Source organism: Limosilactobacillus reuteri subsp. porcinus, from assembly GCF_036621895.1.
Lineage (GTDB): Bacteria > Bacillota > Bacilli > Lactobacillales > Lactobacillaceae > Limosilactobacillus > Limosilactobacillus reuteri_J.
In genome coordinates this window covers 1-17,306 of record NZ_LN887496.1, presented here as the reverse complement: position 1 = coordinate 17,306, position 17,306 = coordinate 1, and the positions used below count along the sequence as shown (strand labels likewise).

The 17,306-nt window shown below is 38.2% G+C and carries 16 protein-coding genes and 1 pseudogene; 16 read left to right on the top strand and 1 reads right to left on the bottom strand.

The annotated features are described in order from the left end of the window. Nucleotides 1–45: 45 nt before the first annotated feature. Nucleotides 46–606, bottom strand: coding sequence for a peptide deformylase (gene def / locus AACL61_RS09565; protein ID WP_013923994.1), 561 nt, complete (start codon nt 604–606; stop codon nt 46–48). Between the two features lie 256 nt (nt 607–862). Between def and pdhA the strand changes: the two genes are divergently transcribed. The 16 genes and pseudogenes from pdhA to holA all read left to right on the top strand — a co-directional run bounded on the left by pdhA (nt 863) and on the right by holA (nt 17,171). Continuing rightward, a complete protein-coding gene (pdhA, locus tag AACL61_RS09560; RefSeq protein ID WP_102815953.1) occupies nt 863–1,969 on the top strand; it encodes a pyruvate dehydrogenase (acetyl-transferring) E1 component subunit alpha in 1,107 nt (368 codons plus the stop codon). 2 nt (nt 1,970–1,971) lie between these two features. After that, entirely contained in the window at nt 1,972–2,949 is a 978-nt protein-coding gene (locus AACL61_RS09555) for an alpha-ketoacid dehydrogenase subunit beta (RefSeq protein WP_003674377.1), read from the top strand. Nucleotides 2,950–2,980: 31 nt separating this feature from the next. Next, on the top strand, nt 2,981–4,315 hold the full coding sequence (locus AACL61_RS09550) for a 2-oxo acid dehydrogenase subunit E2 (RefSeq protein WP_339111314.1): 1,335 nt from the start codon (nt 2,981–2,983) through the stop codon (nt 4,313–4,315). A 3-nt stretch (nt 4,316–4,318) separates the two neighbouring features. Continuing rightward, a complete protein-coding gene (gene lpdA, locus AACL61_RS09545; RefSeq protein WP_003668265.1) occupies nt 4,319–5,746 on the top strand; it encodes a dihydrolipoyl dehydrogenase in 1,428 nt (475 codons plus the stop codon). Between the two features lie 151 nt (nt 5,747–5,897). After that, a complete protein-coding gene (locus tag AACL61_RS09540; protein WP_003671216.1) occupies nt 5,898–6,191 on the top strand; it encodes a UPF0223 family protein in 294 nt (97 codons plus the stop codon). Beyond that, nucleotides 6,184–6,957, top strand: a complete 774-nt coding sequence (locus tag AACL61_RS09535) for an inositol monophosphatase family protein (RefSeq protein WP_339111313.1) — start codon at nt 6,184–6,186, stop codon at nt 6,955–6,957. The genes AACL61_RS09540 and AACL61_RS09535 overlap by 8 nt, the downstream gene beginning before the upstream one ends. 106 nt (nt 6,958–7,063) lie before the next feature. Beyond that, complete coding sequence (gene typA / locus AACL61_RS09530; RefSeq protein WP_003668260.1) at nt 7,064–8,908, top strand: translational GTPase TypA; 1,845 nt, start codon at nt 7,064–7,066, stop codon at nt 8,906–8,908. A gap of 93 nt (nt 8,909–9,001) precedes the next feature. Further along, nucleotides 9,002–10,225 (top strand): FtsW/RodA/SpoVE family cell cycle protein, encoded by a 1,224-nt coding sequence (locus AACL61_RS09525; RefSeq protein ID WP_085719464.1) that lies wholly within the window; start codon nt 9,002–9,004, stop codon nt 10,223–10,225. Further along, nucleotides 10,218–10,502, top strand: coding sequence for a YlbG family protein (locus AACL61_RS09520; protein ID WP_003666818.1), 285 nt, complete (start codon nt 10,218–10,220; stop codon nt 10,500–10,502). Before AACL61_RS09525 ends, AACL61_RS09520 begins: the two co-directional genes overlap by 8 nt. Then, nucleotides 10,499–11,062, top strand: coding sequence for a 16S rRNA (guanine(966)-N(2))-methyltransferase RsmD (rsmD, locus tag AACL61_RS09515; RefSeq protein WP_102815955.1), 564 nt, complete (start codon nt 10,499–10,501; stop codon nt 11,060–11,062). Before AACL61_RS09520 ends, rsmD begins: the two co-directional genes overlap by 4 nt. Next, nucleotides 11,062–11,583 (top strand): pantetheine-phosphate adenylyltransferase, encoded by a 522-nt coding sequence (coaD, locus tag AACL61_RS09510; protein WP_003668252.1) that lies wholly within the window; start codon nt 11,062–11,064, stop codon nt 11,581–11,583. Before rsmD ends, coaD begins: the two co-directional genes overlap by 1 nt. Next, the gene (locus AACL61_RS09505; protein ID WP_102815956.1) at nt 11,567–12,619 is read left to right on the top strand and encodes a SepM family pheromone-processing serine protease; all 1,053 of its coding nucleotides are present in this window, start codon (nt 11,567–11,569) and stop codon (nt 12,617–12,619) included. Before coaD ends, AACL61_RS09505 begins: the two co-directional genes overlap by 17 nt. A 93-nt stretch (nt 12,620–12,712) precedes the next feature. Then, nucleotides 12,713–13,345: a helix-hairpin-helix domain-containing protein gene (locus AACL61_RS09500; RefSeq protein ID WP_003671206.1), complete on the top strand. Its 633-nt coding sequence runs from the start codon at nt 12,713–12,715 to the stop codon at nt 13,343–13,345. A 63-nt stretch (nt 13,346–13,408) separates the two neighbouring features. Further along, a complete protein-coding gene (locus AACL61_RS09495) occupies nt 13,409–13,894 on the top strand; it encodes a ComE operon protein 2 (protein WP_003666825.1) in 486 nt (161 codons plus the stop codon). 165 nt (nt 13,895–14,059) lie between these two features. Beyond that, nucleotides 14,060–16,170: pseudogene (locus tag AACL61_RS09490) on the top strand (DNA internalization-related competence protein ComEC/Rec2). Then, complete coding sequence (gene holA / locus AACL61_RS09485; protein WP_003671201.1) at nt 16,140–17,171, top strand: DNA polymerase III subunit delta; 1,032 nt, start codon at nt 16,140–16,142, stop codon at nt 17,169–17,171. The pseudogene AACL61_RS09490 and the gene holA overlap by 31 nt, the downstream one beginning before the upstream one ends. Nucleotides 17,172–17,306: the final 135 nt, after the last annotated feature.

Genomic DNA, 17,306 nt, shown 5'->3' with positions numbered 1-17,306 from the left:
GGCCGGGAGAAAGTGTATTTTTCTCTCGACCATTTTTTGTAAAAATTAACTAATCATTACTGTATCTGCAGGCGCCTCAAATGGTTGATCTTTATTAATATGATCGTAAAATAGCACCCCATGCAAATGGTCAATTTCATGCTGACAAACAATTGCTGGATAATGCTTTAATCGTACCTTATGAGTTTCACCGTTAACGTCTTGATAACGTAATGTGATGCGGTCATGTCGTGGTACGTAGCCAGGCACGTCTTTATCAACTGAAAGACAACCTTCGCCTTCAGTAAGAGCACCATATTGAACCGATTCACTAACGATTACTGGATTAATGATAACGTCCTTAAATAAGGGCTTTTCACCTTCAGCAGGTGCGGGAACAAGGACAGCAGCCATTTGCTTTGAAACACCAACTTGAGGAGCGGCAAGGCCAACTCCAGCTCGTAACTTGTACTTTTCACATAATTCAGGATCTTGGCTTACTTCTAAGTATTGCATCATATCCTTTGCTAATTTTTGGTCTTCATCAGATAGGGGAAATGAGACCTTAGCAGCTCGTTTACGTAAAACGGGATTGCCATCACGGGTAATATCTTTCATTAAATACATTACTCACTATGCCTCCATATAAAAATTCAGTCATATTATAGTCTATCATAACTATTTAAAATTGCTAATGAATATGAGGATAACAATATTTAACTATAAATTTTGAAAAAACGTATACTTCACTTGGACCATTTTAACAATTCTGTCCATTAAGTTTATGAAAGCGCTTGTATTATTTAGGCAATCGGTTATACTATAAATGTAGGTAGGCAATCGCTTACATGATGTTAATTGGATTTGGAAAGGAATGTTGAATATGGCCAATACCAAAGCTGTCAATTTTGCTGAGATTAAAGCCAATGAAGGGGTACCTTATGCAAAACCCGTACAAATTCTGGATAACGACGGAAATGTTGTTAACGAAGAATTAATGGCTAATTTCAGTGATGAATTATTAGTTGACTTAATGAAAAAAATGGTTTGGGAACGTGCCTTGCATGAACAAACAATGAGTTTTTCAAAGCAAGGTCGATTAGGTTTCTATGCGCCAACTTGGGGTGAAGAAGCTTCTGAAATGGGAACAGCTGCTGCATTTAAGAAGCAAGACTTCCTTTTCCCTGCTTATCGTGATTTGCCACAATTAATTCAACATGGAGCAACTGTTGCTCAAATGTACTTATGGTCAAAGGGACACATCAAAGGTAACCTTTTTGATGCACGTGCTCTCCGGCCACAAATTATTATCGGAGCGCAGATGGTCGAAATGGCTGGTGGTGCTCTTGGAATTAAGAAGAATGGTGAAAAGGACACTGTTGCCTATGCTTACACTGGTGAAGGTGGAAGCTCACAAGGGGATACTTATGAAGGAATGAACTTTGCTGGTGCATTCCAAGTACCTGGTGTATTTATTATTCAAAATAATGGATGGGCTATTTCGTTCCCACGAAAGCTACAAACTGAAACACAAACAATTGCCCAAAAGGCTGTTGCTGCTGGAATTCCAGGTGTCCAAGTTGATGGAATGGATGTCCTTGCATGTTATGAAGTTGCTAAAGAGGCACGTGAATTTGCTGCTGCTGGTAATGGACCAGTGCTAATCGAAACATTAACATACCGGTTTGGTGCTCACAGTTCAGCAGGTGATGATCCTACTCGTTACCGGACTGAGGATGAAACAAAGCCATGGTTTGATAAAGATCCATTGATTCGTCTTCGCAAGTACCTAACGAAAAAGGGGCTTTGGTCTGAAGAAGAAGAACAAAAATATGCTGATGAATGCAAACAAAGCTTTAAAGAAGCAATGAAAGAAGCAGACTCAGTAGAACCTGAAAAAGTTAGCGATATGTTGAAGCGGACGTTTGAAGTACCAACTCCAGACATTAAAGAACAAATTAAGAAGTACGAAGAAAAGGAGTCGAAGTAATCATGGCTAAAAAGACTTATATCAAAGCTATTACTGAAGGTATTGACATCGCTTTAGCCGAAGATCCTAAGACTTTAGTATTCGGTGAAGATGTTGGTAAAAACGGTGGTGTTTTCCGTGCGACTAATGGGCTTCAAGAAAAATACGGTGTTGATCGAGTATTTAGTACCCCTCTTGCCGAATCAGGTATTTTAGGAATGTCAATTGGTTTAGCAGCAACTGGCTGGCGTCCAGTACCAGAAATTCAATTCATGGGCTTTACTTTTGAAGCAATGGATTCTATCGCTGCTCAAATGTCACGGATGCGTTTCCAATACAATGGGACTAAGCATGCACCAATTACTATTCGGACTCCTTATGGTGGTGGTACTCATACTGCTGAACTACACGGGGATGATCTTGAAAACTTCTTCGTTGGTATTCCAGGATTACGGGTTGTTGCACCAAGTTCTGCCTATGATGCTAAGGGATTAATTATTTCTGCAATTGAAAATAACGATCCAGTTCTTTTTCTTGAAAACCTTCGTCTCTATCGTTCAGTCAAAGGTGAAGTTCCTGATGACAAGTATACTGTTCCGTTGGATAAAGCAAATGTTGTTCAAGAAGGTACTGATGTTACAATTATCGCTTATGGTGGTGAAGTATCAGAAGCACAAAAAGCCGCTAAGAAATTAGCTAAGGACAATATTTCTGCTGAGATTATCGACTTACGTTCTCTTTACCCACTTGATACTGACACGATCTTTGAATCAATTAAGAAGACGCACAGAGTAGTCATTGTTCAAGAAGCGCAAAAGATGGCTGGTGTTGGTGCCCAAGTTGCATCAGCTATTTCAGAAGGTGCAATTATGTATCTTGATGCTCCTGTTACCCGGGTTGCTGCTCCTAACTCAGTATATCCATTCCCACAAGCTGAAAATGTTTGGCTTCCAGGTGCACGTGATATTGAGGATGCCGTACGAGAAGTAATTAATTACTAAAAGTGCGGAATAGAAAGGGTGTTAATACGATATGGCATATATTTTTAGACTACCAGAAATGGGAGAAGGATTAATTGAAGGTGATGTTGCTTCTTGGCTCGTTAAAGAAGGAGAAGCAATTAAAGCTGATGATCCTTTAATTGAAATTCAAACTGATAAATCGACTACTCAATTGGTATCCCCAGTTGATGGAACTGTCAAAAAATTATTTGTAAAAGAAGACGACCACGTTGAAAAGGGCGACAAGCTCGCTGAAATTGATGATGGTAAGCCTGGTATTAGTACAAACGTCGAAAGCGAAGACGACGATGATGAAACTGATACAGGCAGTGAAGAAGCTACTGAAAGTGAAAAATCCACGGCTCCAGTTGCAGATTCTCCTTCAGAAGATAATTCTCCAAAGGGTGGAGTAGCTCCACTTGCAGAACCAAACAAGCTTGTAATGGCAATGCCTTCTGTTCGTCAATATGCCCGTGATAAGGGTGTTGATATCTCACTTGTTCAACCAAATGGTAACCACGGTCAAGTTCTTAAAGAAGATATTGATAACTTTAATGGGTCAGCTGCTCCAGCTAAGGAAGAAAAGAGTGCAGCTATGTCAGCTAAGACTGCTCCAGTTACAGCTAAGACCGCTGGTAATACAATCAAGCCATGGAATGCCGACCTTGAAGAACGTGAACCAATGTCTAATATGCGGAAGATTATCGCTAAGACTACTCGTGAATCAAAGGATATCTCACCACATGTTACATCATTTGATGAAGTTGAAGTATCTGCTCTAATGGTTAGTCGCAAGAAGTACAAGGCAGTTGCTGCAGAACAAGATATTCACTTGACTTTCTTGCCATACATTGTTAAGGCCTTAGTTGCCACATGCAAGAAGTTCCCAGAACTAAATGCTTCAATTGATGATTCTACTCAAGAAATTGTTTACAAGCACTACTACAATGTTGGGATCCTTACAAACACTGACCACGGTCTCTATAATCCAAATATTAAGAATGCAGATTCTAAGAGCATGTTTGAGATCGCAAAAGAAATTACTGAAAATACTCAGGCAGCCTTTGACAACAAGCTAAGTCCAGAATCAATGGCTGGTCGGACTATCAGTATCAGTAATATTGGTTCAATTGGCGGCGGTTGGTTCACCCCTGTTATCAACCAACCAGATGTTGCTATTCTTGGTGTTGGTCGAATTGACAAGGAACCATACGTTAACGAAGATGGTGAAATTGTTGTTGGTCGAATGATGAAGTTATCATTGACTTACGATCACCGTTTAATTGATGGTGGACTTGCACAACATGCATTGAACTACATGAACAAGTTATTACATGATCCAGAATTATTGATGATGGAGGGCTAGATAATGGCTGATGTTGAACAAAAGGATACAGTAATTGTTGGTGGAGGTCCTGGTGGTTATGTAGCCGCTATTCGAGCTTCAGAATTAGGTCAAAAGGTTACCTTAATTGATAAGGGAGAACCAGGTTTAGGTGGTGTTTGTTTAAATGTTGGATGTGTACCATCTAAAGCATTAATTGCTGCTGGCCACCGTTACCAAGAAACTTTAGACTCATCTATTTATGGTATTTCTAAAACCGATGCAAAGCTAGACTTTACTAAGACTCAAGAATGGAAGGACCATAAAGTTGTCGACCGTATGATTCGTGGAGTTAAGATGCTTTTGAAGAAGCATAAAGTTGAAATCATTGATGGAGAGGCAATTCTTGATAATGACCACCAACTTCGTGTAATCAAGCCTGGTCCAAAGCAATTCATGGATAATGATAATGGTCGTACTATCACGTGGAAGAATTTAATTCTTGCAACAGGAAGTCGTCCAGTAGAAATTCCTCATTTTAAGTTTGAAGGTCGTGTTATTGATTCAACCGGTGGCTTAAACCTTAAGGAAGTACCAGAAGAATTAGTTGTAATTGGTGGGGGCTACATTGGTACAGAATTAGCTGGTGCCTATGCTGATCTTGGTGCTCATGTAACGATTATTGAAGGTACTGATTCAATTCTTGGTGGATTTGACCACGATATGGTTGATATTGTTGTCAAGAATCTTGAAAAGAAGGGCGTAGACATTGTAACTAAGGCAATGGCTAAAGATTCTCAGCAAGATGAAAATAGCGTTACTGTCACTTATGAAGTTGATGGTAGCGAAAAGAGCATTAAAGCAGACTACTGCATGGTATCTGTTGGTCGTAAACCAAATACTGATGATTTTGGGCTTGATATGACAAATGTTAAGTTAAACGACCGTCATCAAGTAATTGTTGATGAACAAGGCCGGACGAATGTACCTGGTATTTGGGCTATTGGAGATATTGTTCCTGGTCCTGCACTTGCTCACAAGGCATTCTTTGAAGCTAAGACTGCCGCTGGTGCCATTGCTGGTAAGAATACTGCTAACGATTGGGTTGGAGTACCAATGGTTTGTTTTGCTGATCCAGAATTAGCTCAAGTTGGTATGACGGTTGAAGAAGCTAAAGATAAAGGAATTGATGTATCTACTGCTCAATTCCCATTTGCCGGTAATGCCCGTGCTGTTTCTCTTGATGCTGCCGAAGGATTTATTCGCTTAATCTACACTAAAGATAAGAAAAACGTTATTGGTGCTCAAGGTGTCGGTCCTGGTGTTAGTGACCTTGCTGGTGAACTTTCATTGATTGTCAACTGTGGTATGAATGTTGAAGATGTTGCTTTAACAATTCACCCACACCCAACATTGAATGAACCTGTTCAAGAAGCTGCAGATATTGCGCTTGGCTTCCCAACACATATTTAAATTTTAATAAGTTAGAAAAGTTCTTAGTGATGGATGACTCGATTTTGAAATCACTAAGAACTTTTTCTGTTTGGATTCTTTTAGGCCTTTTATTCCTAAAATTCCGTTTGGATTGTATAATATAAGTAGAAAATGATTGGAGGGACAAAAAATGAATTCACATAACTATAGTTATCCCCTTGATCTATCATGGACAACTAAAGAGATGGAAACGGTAATTGCCATGTTTAGGGCGGTTGAAGATGCTTATGAAGTTGCGATTGATAGAGATAAAATTTTAGATTGTTATCGTGCCTTTAAGCAAGTCGTTCCCTCAAAGGCTGAAGAGAAACAATTGGGTCGCGAATTTGAAAAGAATTCGGGTTATGTTCTCTACCGTGTTGTCAAAGCAGCACAAGAGTCAACAGATAAGCGAATTAAGATGGTTGGGCAAAAAAATGATTAGTATTGAAGAGTTAGATCAAAAAGCACAACAAATAATTCGTCAAGCAGGTCAAAATGCATACCAGAAAATGGAAAATGATTACCAGATTGATACAAAGACGAATTATACTGACCTTGTAACGACAATTGACCGGGAAAATGAACAATTAATAAATGATCAACTACGAAAAATTGATCCTGATAGTCAAATTTTAAGTGAAGAAGGATTTGGCGACAAACAAATAAGCAATATGCAAGGACATATTTGGATTGTTGATCCGATTGATGGAACAATGAATTTTGTTAAGCAGCATAATAATTTTGCTGTTATGTTAGCATTGTATGTTGACGGTCAACCGATGCTTGGCTATATTTTAGATGTAATTAATAATCGTCTTTACCATGGTCGAAAGGGTGCTGGTGTTTATGTTAACAACCAAAAAATTGGCCAGCCAGCTGACTTAGGCTTGCGAGAGAGTTTGTTAGCGATGAATCGGACATTAACTTTAAGTGGTGATTCAGCATTAAAGAAAATCGCTCAAGACGCAATAGGCTTACGGATGTATGGAAGTGCGGGCATTGAGATGATTGGTGTGATCACTGGTCAATTAGGTGGATATATCTCTAATTTGAAGCCATGGGACCTTGCTGCTGGGCGAATGTTAGCAGAAGAATTAGACTTAGTTGTGAAATCAATTGACGGTAGTTCTATTAATGTGTTATCATCTAATCTTGTATTAGTAGCAACGAGGCAGGTTAGTCGAGATATTCGACAGATCATCAATTAGTTGTCGAGGCTGTGACCGCGATGTCACAGTTTTTTTATGAAATTGGCGATTGATAGGCCGCTGCTGTTCGACTTAAAAATGATATGACGAAAGGGAGAATCAAGTTTTGAAAACTCGTGACGACATTCGTAACATTGCGATTATTGCCCACGTTGACCACGGTAAGACTACCTTAGTTAACGAAATGTTGAAGCAATCAGATACTTTACCAGAACACTTCTCAATTGAAGATCGTGCGATGGATACTAACGCTATTGAGCGTGAACGTGGTATTACTATTCTTTCAAAAAATACTGCTGTTAAATATGATAATCACCAAATTAACATCTTGGATACACCAGGACACGCGGACTTCGGTGGTGAAGTTGAACGTGTTATGAAGATGGTTGATGGTGTATTACTTGTTGTGGATGCTTTTGAAGGGACAATGCCTCAGACACGGTTCGTCCTTAAGAAGGCCCTTGAACAACACTTAACACCAATTGTTGTGATTAACAAGGTTGACCGTAAAGGTGCTCGTCCTGAAGAAGTTGTGGATGAAGTTCTTGACCTCTTTATCGAATTAGGTGCAGATGAAGATCAACTCGACTTCCCAGTTGTTTACACTTCAGCAATGAACGGTACTTCAAGTTATGATTCAGATGTTTCTACTCAAGAACACACCATGAAGCCATTGTTTGATACTATTATCAAGACAATCCCTGCTCCAGTAGACAATTCTGATGAACCACTTCAATTCCAAGTTGCTATCTTAGATTACAATGACTTCGTTGGTCGAATCGGTATCGGTCGTGTCTTCCGTGGTAAGATTAAGGTCGGCGATAATGTTACCTTAATGAAACTTGATGGCTCAAAGAAGAATTTCCGGGTTACTAAGCTTTTTGGTTTCTTCGGTTTGAAGCGGTTGGAAATTAATGAAGCTGAAGCTGGTGATTTGATTGCGGTTTCTGGGATGGAAGACATCAATGTTGGTGAAACTGTAGCTGATGCAGAACATCCCGAAGCAATTACTCCATTACGGATTGATCCACCTACATTACAAATGACTTTCCGGACTAACGATTCTCCATTCGCTGGTCGTGAAGGTAAATTTGTTACTGCCCGTCAGCTTGAAGATCGTTTGAAGCGTGAAATGCAAACTGATGTGTCCTTAAAGGTTGAAGATACTGATGATCCAGGTGCATGGACTGTTTCTGGTCGTGGGGAATTACACCTTTCTATCTTGATCGAAACATTACGTCGTGAAGGATATGAATTATCTGTATCACGTCCACAAGTTATTTACCGTGAAATTGATGGAGTAATGAGTGAACCATTTGAAGAAGTTCAAATTGATACTCCAGATGAATATACTGGTGCAGTTATTGATAGCCTTTCTAAACGTAAAGGTGAAATGAAGAACATGGAACCAGGCGAAAATGGTCAAACTCGTCTTATCTTCTTAGCACCATCACGTGGCTTGATTGGGTACTCAACTGAATTTATGACTATGACCCGTGGTTACGGAATCATGAGCCATACCTTTGAAAAATACGCACCAGTTATCAAGAACTGGAACCCTGGTCGTCAAAAGGGTACTCTTGTGTCCATGAATGCTGGTAAGGCTACTACTTACGCAATGATGGGTATCGAAAGTCGTGGTCAATTATTAATTGATCCAGGTACGGAAGTTTACGAAGGTATGATCGTTGGTGAAAACAGTCGTGAAAATGATATTACTGTTAACATCACCAAGGGTAAGAACTTAACGAACGTTCGTGCTGCTGGTTCTGATGAAATGGCTCACATTAAGACCCCTACTCACTTCTCCCTTGAAGAATCACTCGAATTCTTAAATGAAGATGAATACTGTGAAGTAACTCCAGAAAATATCCGTTTACGGAAGAAGACCCTTAACACAAATGCCCGTGAAAAGGAAGCTAAGCGTCGTCGTGCTGCTTCACGGAAGTAAATATTTAAAAAAGCTTGGGAGGCTAACTAGCTTTCCGAGCTTTTTTTTGTTGTATAATAATGATTGTATTTTGTTTTTAGGTAGGTGCACTTTGTGAAGAAAAAGAAATTAAGATTCCGTAAGATTCGTTCTGTATGGAATAACGTCCGCTACCTTGATTATTATATTTTAGTTCCTTATCTTGCTTTATGTTTAGTAGGAATTGTAATGGTCTATTCAGCTAGTGCTTCCATTGAAATGCAAAATGGTGGAACCCCATTAGGATATTTAGTAAAACAAACAATCTATGTTGTAATGGGAGTTGCGGTAATGGCATTTATGGCAAATTATCCTTTGCGGCATTATCGAACGCCAAGGTTTTTACGAGATTCAACATTGGTAGTTGGTGCTTTACTTGTCATTGTTTTGGTTTTTAGCCGGGCTGTTAACGGAGCTAAAGGTTGGATATCCTTGGGCTTCTTTAATATTCAACCGGTGGAAATTTGTAAGCTATATTTTATCTTATATTTAGCTGATCGAATGGCTAAAATTAGGCAACGTGGACAACATTTTACCACTGATGCTAAAGGTCCTTGGCTCATAATTGCAGTTTTTCTCGGGTTGATTATGATTCAACCAGATATTGGAGGAATGGCGATTAACGGAGCGATTATTGCAATCATGCTTTTAGCGGCGGATTATAAATGGGGCGTTGGTTTGGAGATAATTCTTGTCTTACCAGCGCTTGGCTACCTTGGATTGGAACGACTAGTTGAAAGTGGTTTGCTTCAAGGCGGTGGATACCAAGTTGCGCGTTTTGTTGCCTTTCTAAATCCCTTTGGAAATGCTAGTGGTTCAGGAAATCAATTAGTTAATTCCTATTATGCAATCAGCAATGGTGGTGTATTTGGGGTTGGACTTGGAAATAGTATTCAAAAAATGGGATATTTGCCAGAGCCCAATACCGACTTTATTATGTCAATTACTAGTGAAGAATTGGGTCTAGTCGGGGTAACGGCAATTTTAGTTACTTTACTCTTTTTGATCTGTCGTATTATTCAAGTTGGGGTGCGGGCAGATAGTTTGTATCAAACGCTCATCTGTTATGGCTCAGCAACATTCTTTACGATTGAAACACTCTTTAATATTGGTGGAGTTCTAGGACTCTTGCCGATTACGGGGGTTACCTTCCCATTTATTAGTTATGGGGGATCAAGTATGTTGATTCTTTCTGCAACGGTAGGCATTATAATGAATATTAGTATGCAGCAAAATCGGGATCGCTTGGTTATGGGAAAACCATTTATTCCTGAAACAGGAGGCGTAAAGAATGTTTAAATTAATTCCACGGCGTTCCCTAATAATTTACATTAACAATAATCGTGTGATTCGAGCTCTTCGTCATTATGGTCAGATTGATTATATTTCCCGACGAATGCATTATGTGGTAATGTATGTAGACCAAAGTGATGTCGAAAAAATAAAAGAGAAGATAAGTCGATTACGCGCAGTGAAAAAGGTTGAATTATCAGCTCGACCAGATTTAGACCCGACGTTAGCTGATCTTGAATTAACGGGGGTCTATCAATTACATGATGAGGATGATAAAAAATGAGAATTGTTGCAGGAGACTTTGGGGGACGAAAGCTAAGTGCTGTTCCAGGAATGGCAACTCGTCCAACAACTGATAAAGTTAAAGAAGCATTATTTAATATAATCGGTCCTTACTTTAATGGCGGAACCAGTCTAGATTTGTTTGCCGGAAGCGGTGGATTAAGTATTGAAGCTGTATCGCGCGGAATCAGCCAGGCAGTCTTAGTTGATCGTCAATATCAAGCAATCAAAACAATTAAGAAGAATATTGACGTTACAAAACATGTTGAACAATTTAAAGCTTATAAAATGGACGCTCACAAAGCGTTGAATTTGTTTGCAAAAGACAAATTGAAATTTAACCTGGTCTTTTTAGATCCGCCCTATGCTAAACAGCAAATTGTTAATGATATGGAGCAGATGGTTAAAAATAATTTGCTAGCTAAAGATGCAATAATTGTGGCAGAAACAGATCAGAATGCGAAATTGCCGACAGATTTAGCTGAGTTTAACTTTATTCGTCGTCAAGAATATGGAATTACGGTTTTAACAATTTATCAATATAAAGGAGAATCAAAATAATGAAAGTTGCAGTTTTTCCTGGATCATTTGACCCATTAACACTTGGACATTTAGATTTAATTAAGCGAGGAAGTGCGTTGTTTGATCAATTGGCAGTGGCGGTAATGACTAATGAAAGTAAAAACCCGCTGTTTACTGTTGAAGAACGAGTAGCGCAAATTAAAGAGGCTGTTAGTGGGCTAGATAATGTTTCGGTTATTACAACGGAAGGCTTAACTGTTGATCTAATGAACCGCATTGGTGCAGATTACTTAATGCGTGGTTTGCGTAATACTACTGATTTTCAATATGAACGTGATATTGCGGCGATGAATAACTTTTTAGATGATCAGTGTGAGACCGTCTTTTTCCTTGCTAAGCCTGAATATCAGCACTTATCTAGTAGTTTGCTGAAAGAAGTAACATCGGCTGGGGGAGATATCTCAGCTTACCTTCCCGCTAATATTAATGAAGCACTAAAAAAGCGTTTAATGGAACGAGAAATGTTACGGGTTAAGAAAGACAATGAAAAAGCAAGATAATGTAATATTGCGACGGATAGGAATTATTTTAGGGCTTGTCCTTTTACTAGGCTGCTTTTTGTTCTGGCCCCTAAATTCTTATATTGAAAGTCCGGGAACAGCTGCTGATTTACAGTCTTTTGTTAAAATAAAGGGACACCCCGATCGATATAAGGGAAGTTTTATGTTGACGTCGGTGGCGATTCAACGTGCCCATCCTGCAACATATTTATATGCCAAAATGATGCCCTATATGTCAATTGAGAGTGCGGAAGATGTAACTGGTGGTCAAAATAGTGCAACGTATGACCGTGTCCAAAAATTTTATATGGATAGCTCGATTAACGAGGCAATTGCAGTTGCTTATAATGCCGCTCACCAAAAAGTAACGCGACGCTATCTAGGAATTTATGTATTGCAAGTTCAGCCTAATTCTAAATTTAAACATGATATTCATGTTGGGGACACAATTACAAAAGTAGATGGTCATCACTTTAATACCGCTCAAGGCTTTCAAAAATATATTGGTGCTAAAAAAGTTGGCACTCCGTTAGTGGTTACTTATACTCGAGATGGGAAAACTAAAACTGTCACCCATCCGCTTGTTAAAATTACCAATACTAATAAGCCAGGAATTGGGATCATTCTTACTAACAATATGCAAGCTAAGACTAAGGTTCCAGTAAAGGTTGATGCTGGTCAATATGGTGGGCCATCTGGTGGCTTAATGTTCAGTTTGCAAATATATCAACAAATTAGTGGAAAAGATTTGCAACGGGGACGTAAAATCGCTGGAACTGGAACAATAAATTCAGACGGGACCGTTGGAGAAATTGGTGGAATTGACAAGAAAGTAATCGCTGCGCACCGTGCGGGAGCCACTATTTTCTTTGCCCCTTATATAAAACCAACGAAAGAGATTCTTAAGTATGAAGAAGGTCATCTGACTAATTATCAAATGGCTAAGAAAGCAGCTAAGAAATCTGCACCAGGAATGAAGGTTGTCCCTGTCACTTCCTTTGACGAAGCAGTGAAATATTTACAAACGCATAAGTAAATTGAAAAGCAAGAGGCAAAATGAAGGTCTCTTGCTTTTTTTAATGCAAAATTTATTTTTTTTCGTATTTATATTTATAGGGAGGTGAGAAACATGCAGCAATTATCAGAATTATGGATAAAATATCGAGTACAAGTGCTGATGATAGTGATTGCTGCAGTAGTTGGGGGATATTGGATACTTAATAAAAATAATAACGATGCTTTAATTTCAAATACTAATGCTGTTTTAACAAGTAGCGAAACAGGAAGTAGTTTAACTTCTACCACTACGATGAAAGGGACCGTTGCAATTGATATAAAGGGTGCCGTAAAAATGCCCGGAGTTTATGAATTGAAAGCAGATGATCGTGTGAACGAAGCCTTGAAAGCGGCAGGTGGACCACTACCCAATGCAGACTTGCGCCAAGTAAATCTTGCTAAACAATTAACAGACCAGCAGATGATCTATATTCCTCTTCAAGGCGAAACGCCAATAGTTTCCAGCAGTACAGAACCATCAGCAGCTAATAATGAAAATGGCAGCGATAGTTCTGCAAAGATAAATCTAAACACGGCTACCAAAGAACAACTATGTCAAATTACAGGGATTGGCGATAAAAAAGCCGATTTAATATTGCAATATCGACAAGAACACGGTCAATTTAAGAGTATTGACGAACTTAAAGAAATAAATGGTTTTGGCGAAAAAACTGTTGCTAAACTAAAAGATCACCTATCTATCTAGTTTTTATTTTTTTGATGAAGATATTTGCTATACTATATTTCAAATATAGAGGAGTGAAATAATATGAAACCGAGAATTGATTGGGACCAGTATTTTATGATTCAAGCAGCTTTATTGGCGTCGCGAAGTACCTGCAACCGCCTTTCAGTAGGTGCAGTTTTAGTTCGTGATAAGCGAATAATTGCCGGTGGGTACAATGGATCAGTCGCTGGCGATGCACATTGTATTGATGAAGGCTGCTATTTACGTGATGGACATTGTGTACGAACTATTCATGCAGAAATGAATGCTCTTTTACAGTGTGCTAAGTTTGGTATTTCTGCTGATGGGGCAAGTATTTATGTAACAGATTTTCCTTGTTTACAATGTACCAAAAGTTTATTGCAGACTGGAATTAAGGAGATAAATTATATTCGTAATTATCACAATGATGATTATGCAATGAAATTACTTAAACTAAAAAATGTTGCGCTTCATCAGATTAAATTAGATAGTGATATTTTAGAAGAGGTCGATCTGGACCAGTATATCAACCCAGATCAAAAATAGATTATTCAACACTTTTGGTTTTTTCCTGCGCTAATTGCAAGTTTAGTAGCGGTTAGTTTCTTTAGTTCATATTGGTTAATTTTTCTTTTAATTGCTATATTTTACCGAATTGCCGTATTAAAAAGGCCAATAGTACTTGGAGTTGGAGTGCTGATATGTTTATTGATGGCGATTTTATGTTACAGTTTACAAAAAAATTGGACAACTATTACGGCGAATAAGCAAATGGAAGTTACTCAAAAAATATTAGTTTACCCTGATGAATTAAAATTCAATGGAAATTTTATGACAGGAACTGCAATCGACATTCAAACTGGACAACGTGAAGCAATAATGATGTCGTTTAAGTCACCCCAGATGCTAAAAAATATTGATAAGCTTACAACACCCTCGATATGGCTTATTAATGGGCAATTAAAACCGATTATTCCCCGTACAAATGAAAATCAATTTGATAATTTAACTTATAATCACCATCGCCGGATCTGTAATCAAGTTCAAATTAACCGGGTAGAGCAAATGGTTAGGCAAAAAAGAGGAATAGTTGGCTGGTGTCATACATTAAGAAAGCGAATCAGCCTCTACTTTGAAACTTTACCGCCTCCTCTTAGTACGTATTGCCAACAATTAATAATTGTTAGCAGTAATGAGGATTCGGCTGAATTAATGGTAAGTATTAAAAGGCTTGGTCTGCTTCATCTTTTTTGCATTTCAGGAATGCATATCGTGCTTTTCACTGATTTATTACGGCGGCTGTTAGTTCATTTATGGTGGCGTAAAGAATCAATTGATTTATTTTTAATTATCATTTTACCGTTTTATCTTCTCGTTGGTGGTGGAGCAACAAGCTTGATAAGAGCAACCATTATGGCTGAGCTTGGTCTTCTTCATCGATATTTAAATTTGGACAGTCTTGATGGATGGGCACTGAGCTTATTAATTGGATTAGTTATTGATCCGTTGCTATTGCTTACATTAGGCGGTCAATTAAGCTATTTGCTTTCTTTTATTCTTCAAGTTCTTCCAGAATCAGTACGTGGTTTTAAGCAGTCTTTATTATTGAATTTAATTAATTTGCCTTCGTTATTGAGTTATGTATATGAGGTTCATCTTCTAAGTTTTGGGGTTAGTTATTTAATAATTCCGCTATTTTCGACAGTTGTTTTTCCAGCGGTCTTGGTTGGGGCACTTAGTTTTAAGCTTTTTGAACCACTCGCGTATCTAATTAATGCTGGTTTAAAATGTTTTCAATATATTTTAAATTGGTTATCTGATTTTCCAGGAATGATTCATTTTGGGAAGCCACCGTTAATTTTGGCCCTTCTATTATTTGCGGCATCTTTATTTGTTATTTCTCAAGAGACATCTTTAAAATCATGGAAGATATTAGCCTTATTGTATGTAATTACTGGAGGGATAATTCATTTTCCACTTAATGGCGAAGTTACCTTTGTTGATATTGGACAGGGGGACTCGATAATTATTAGAGAACCTTTTAATCGACGGGTAACAATGATTGATACAGGAGGCAAATTAAATTTTAAAAAGCCGGATTTGGCGACTTCAAAGCATTCTCAAGATGATGCCCAACGAATAACCATTAATTATTTGAAAAGTAAAGGCATCAGGCAAATTGATAATATTTGTTTAACTCACCATGATGCAGATCATATCGGCTATTTAACAACGATTTTGGATAATATAGCAGTGAAAAGACTGATTGTCCCAGCGGGGATGGAAAGACAACCAGCACTTCTTAATAAAGTAAGGACTGCTGAAAAGTCATCGCCAATGATAATTCCGGTGACTGATAATGTTAAGTTGTCATCATTTCCATTGCAAATTCTACATCCTTTTGTTCCGGGTGAAGGGAAAATGAAGATTCTTTAGTGTTAGCTGGGAAATTTGGTGGGAAAAGATTCCTTTTTACTGGGGATTTGGACCAGGAAAATGAAGAAAAAGTTATTCAAAAGTATCCGCAACTAAAGTCAGATATCTTAAAAGCTGGTCATCATGGCAGTAAAACTGCTAGTAGTTATTTATTTTTGCAGACAGTTGCTCCTAAGTATGCGATAATTTCAGCTGGACGATTTAATAGGTATCGCCATCCTGATGAAATAACAATAAAAAATTTTCAAAGATTAAATATTAATTACTTATCAACGCAGCAATTTGGAATGATACAATATGTATACCATGGTCGAAATGGAAAAATAAAAACAACATTGAGGGGAGATGAGACAAGTTGGACATTGCCCAATTATCTACACAATTAAAAACTAAAACCCCAGCAATGGTATATTTAATTTTAGGGAAACAACAGGTCCTTCAACAGCAGGCAATTGATGCCTTTATAAGCCTTATTCCAGAGAATGAACAGGTTATGAATGTTGGTCGATATGATATGGAAGCCACACCATTGGCAGTTGCTTTGGATGATGCGATGGCGACTCCATTTTTTGGTGAACGACGATTAGTTATTATCAATAAACCGTTCTTCTTAACTGGTGAGAAAAGACATTCGAAAGTTGAACATGATTTGGATAGCTTAAAAAAGTATCTTGAACACCCTGAACCGTCTACAATTTTAGTTTTTGCGGCCCCTTATGAAAAGCTTGATGGACGAAAAGGGATTGTAAAGCAATTAAAGAAGACAGCAGTTTTAGTTGATGCTAGTCCACTTGATGAACGAGCAGCTCGTCAAAGAGTGAGAACTCAATTATCAACTGCTGGTTTTGAAATATCAGAAGCTGCTTTGGATGAGTTGGTTCAACGGACTAATGCGGATTATGGGATGATGGATGCAAGCTTAACTAAATTAAAGATTTTGGCTTACCATGAAAAAAAGATTGATCAAAACATGGTAGCCGCTCTAGTTCCGCAATCATTAGATGAAAATGTATTTGATTTAGTCACTGCGGTTCTTAAGCATAATCAAATAAAGGCCTTAGATCTCTATCAACAGCTATTAGCGGGCCAGCAACCGCCGTTAAGGATTAATGCAGTGCTAGTAGGGCAGTTTCGGCTGTTGATTCAAATAAAAGTATTAAGTAAACGCGGTCTTACGCAAGGGAGTCTAGCGAGTCAGCTTAATGTCCATCCTTATCGGATTAAATTGGGATTAAAAACTGCGCGTGATTTCTCAATGCAGGCGTTAGAAAATGCCTATTTGGGATTAATTCGTATTGAACAATCGTTAAAAACGACACAACGCGATCCTTCACTTTTGTTTCAGTTATTTATGTTACAGTATTCTCAGCAGAGCAAAGGAGCGTGAGATACAAAAAGAGGATAAGAAAATTTGCTTTCTTATCCTCTTTTTGTGAAAAGTTAAAAATAAAAGAGGCTGGGAAAAAACTCCTAGTCCAAAATAAAAACCGGATGATGAATTTTTTGAACAATTCATCATCCG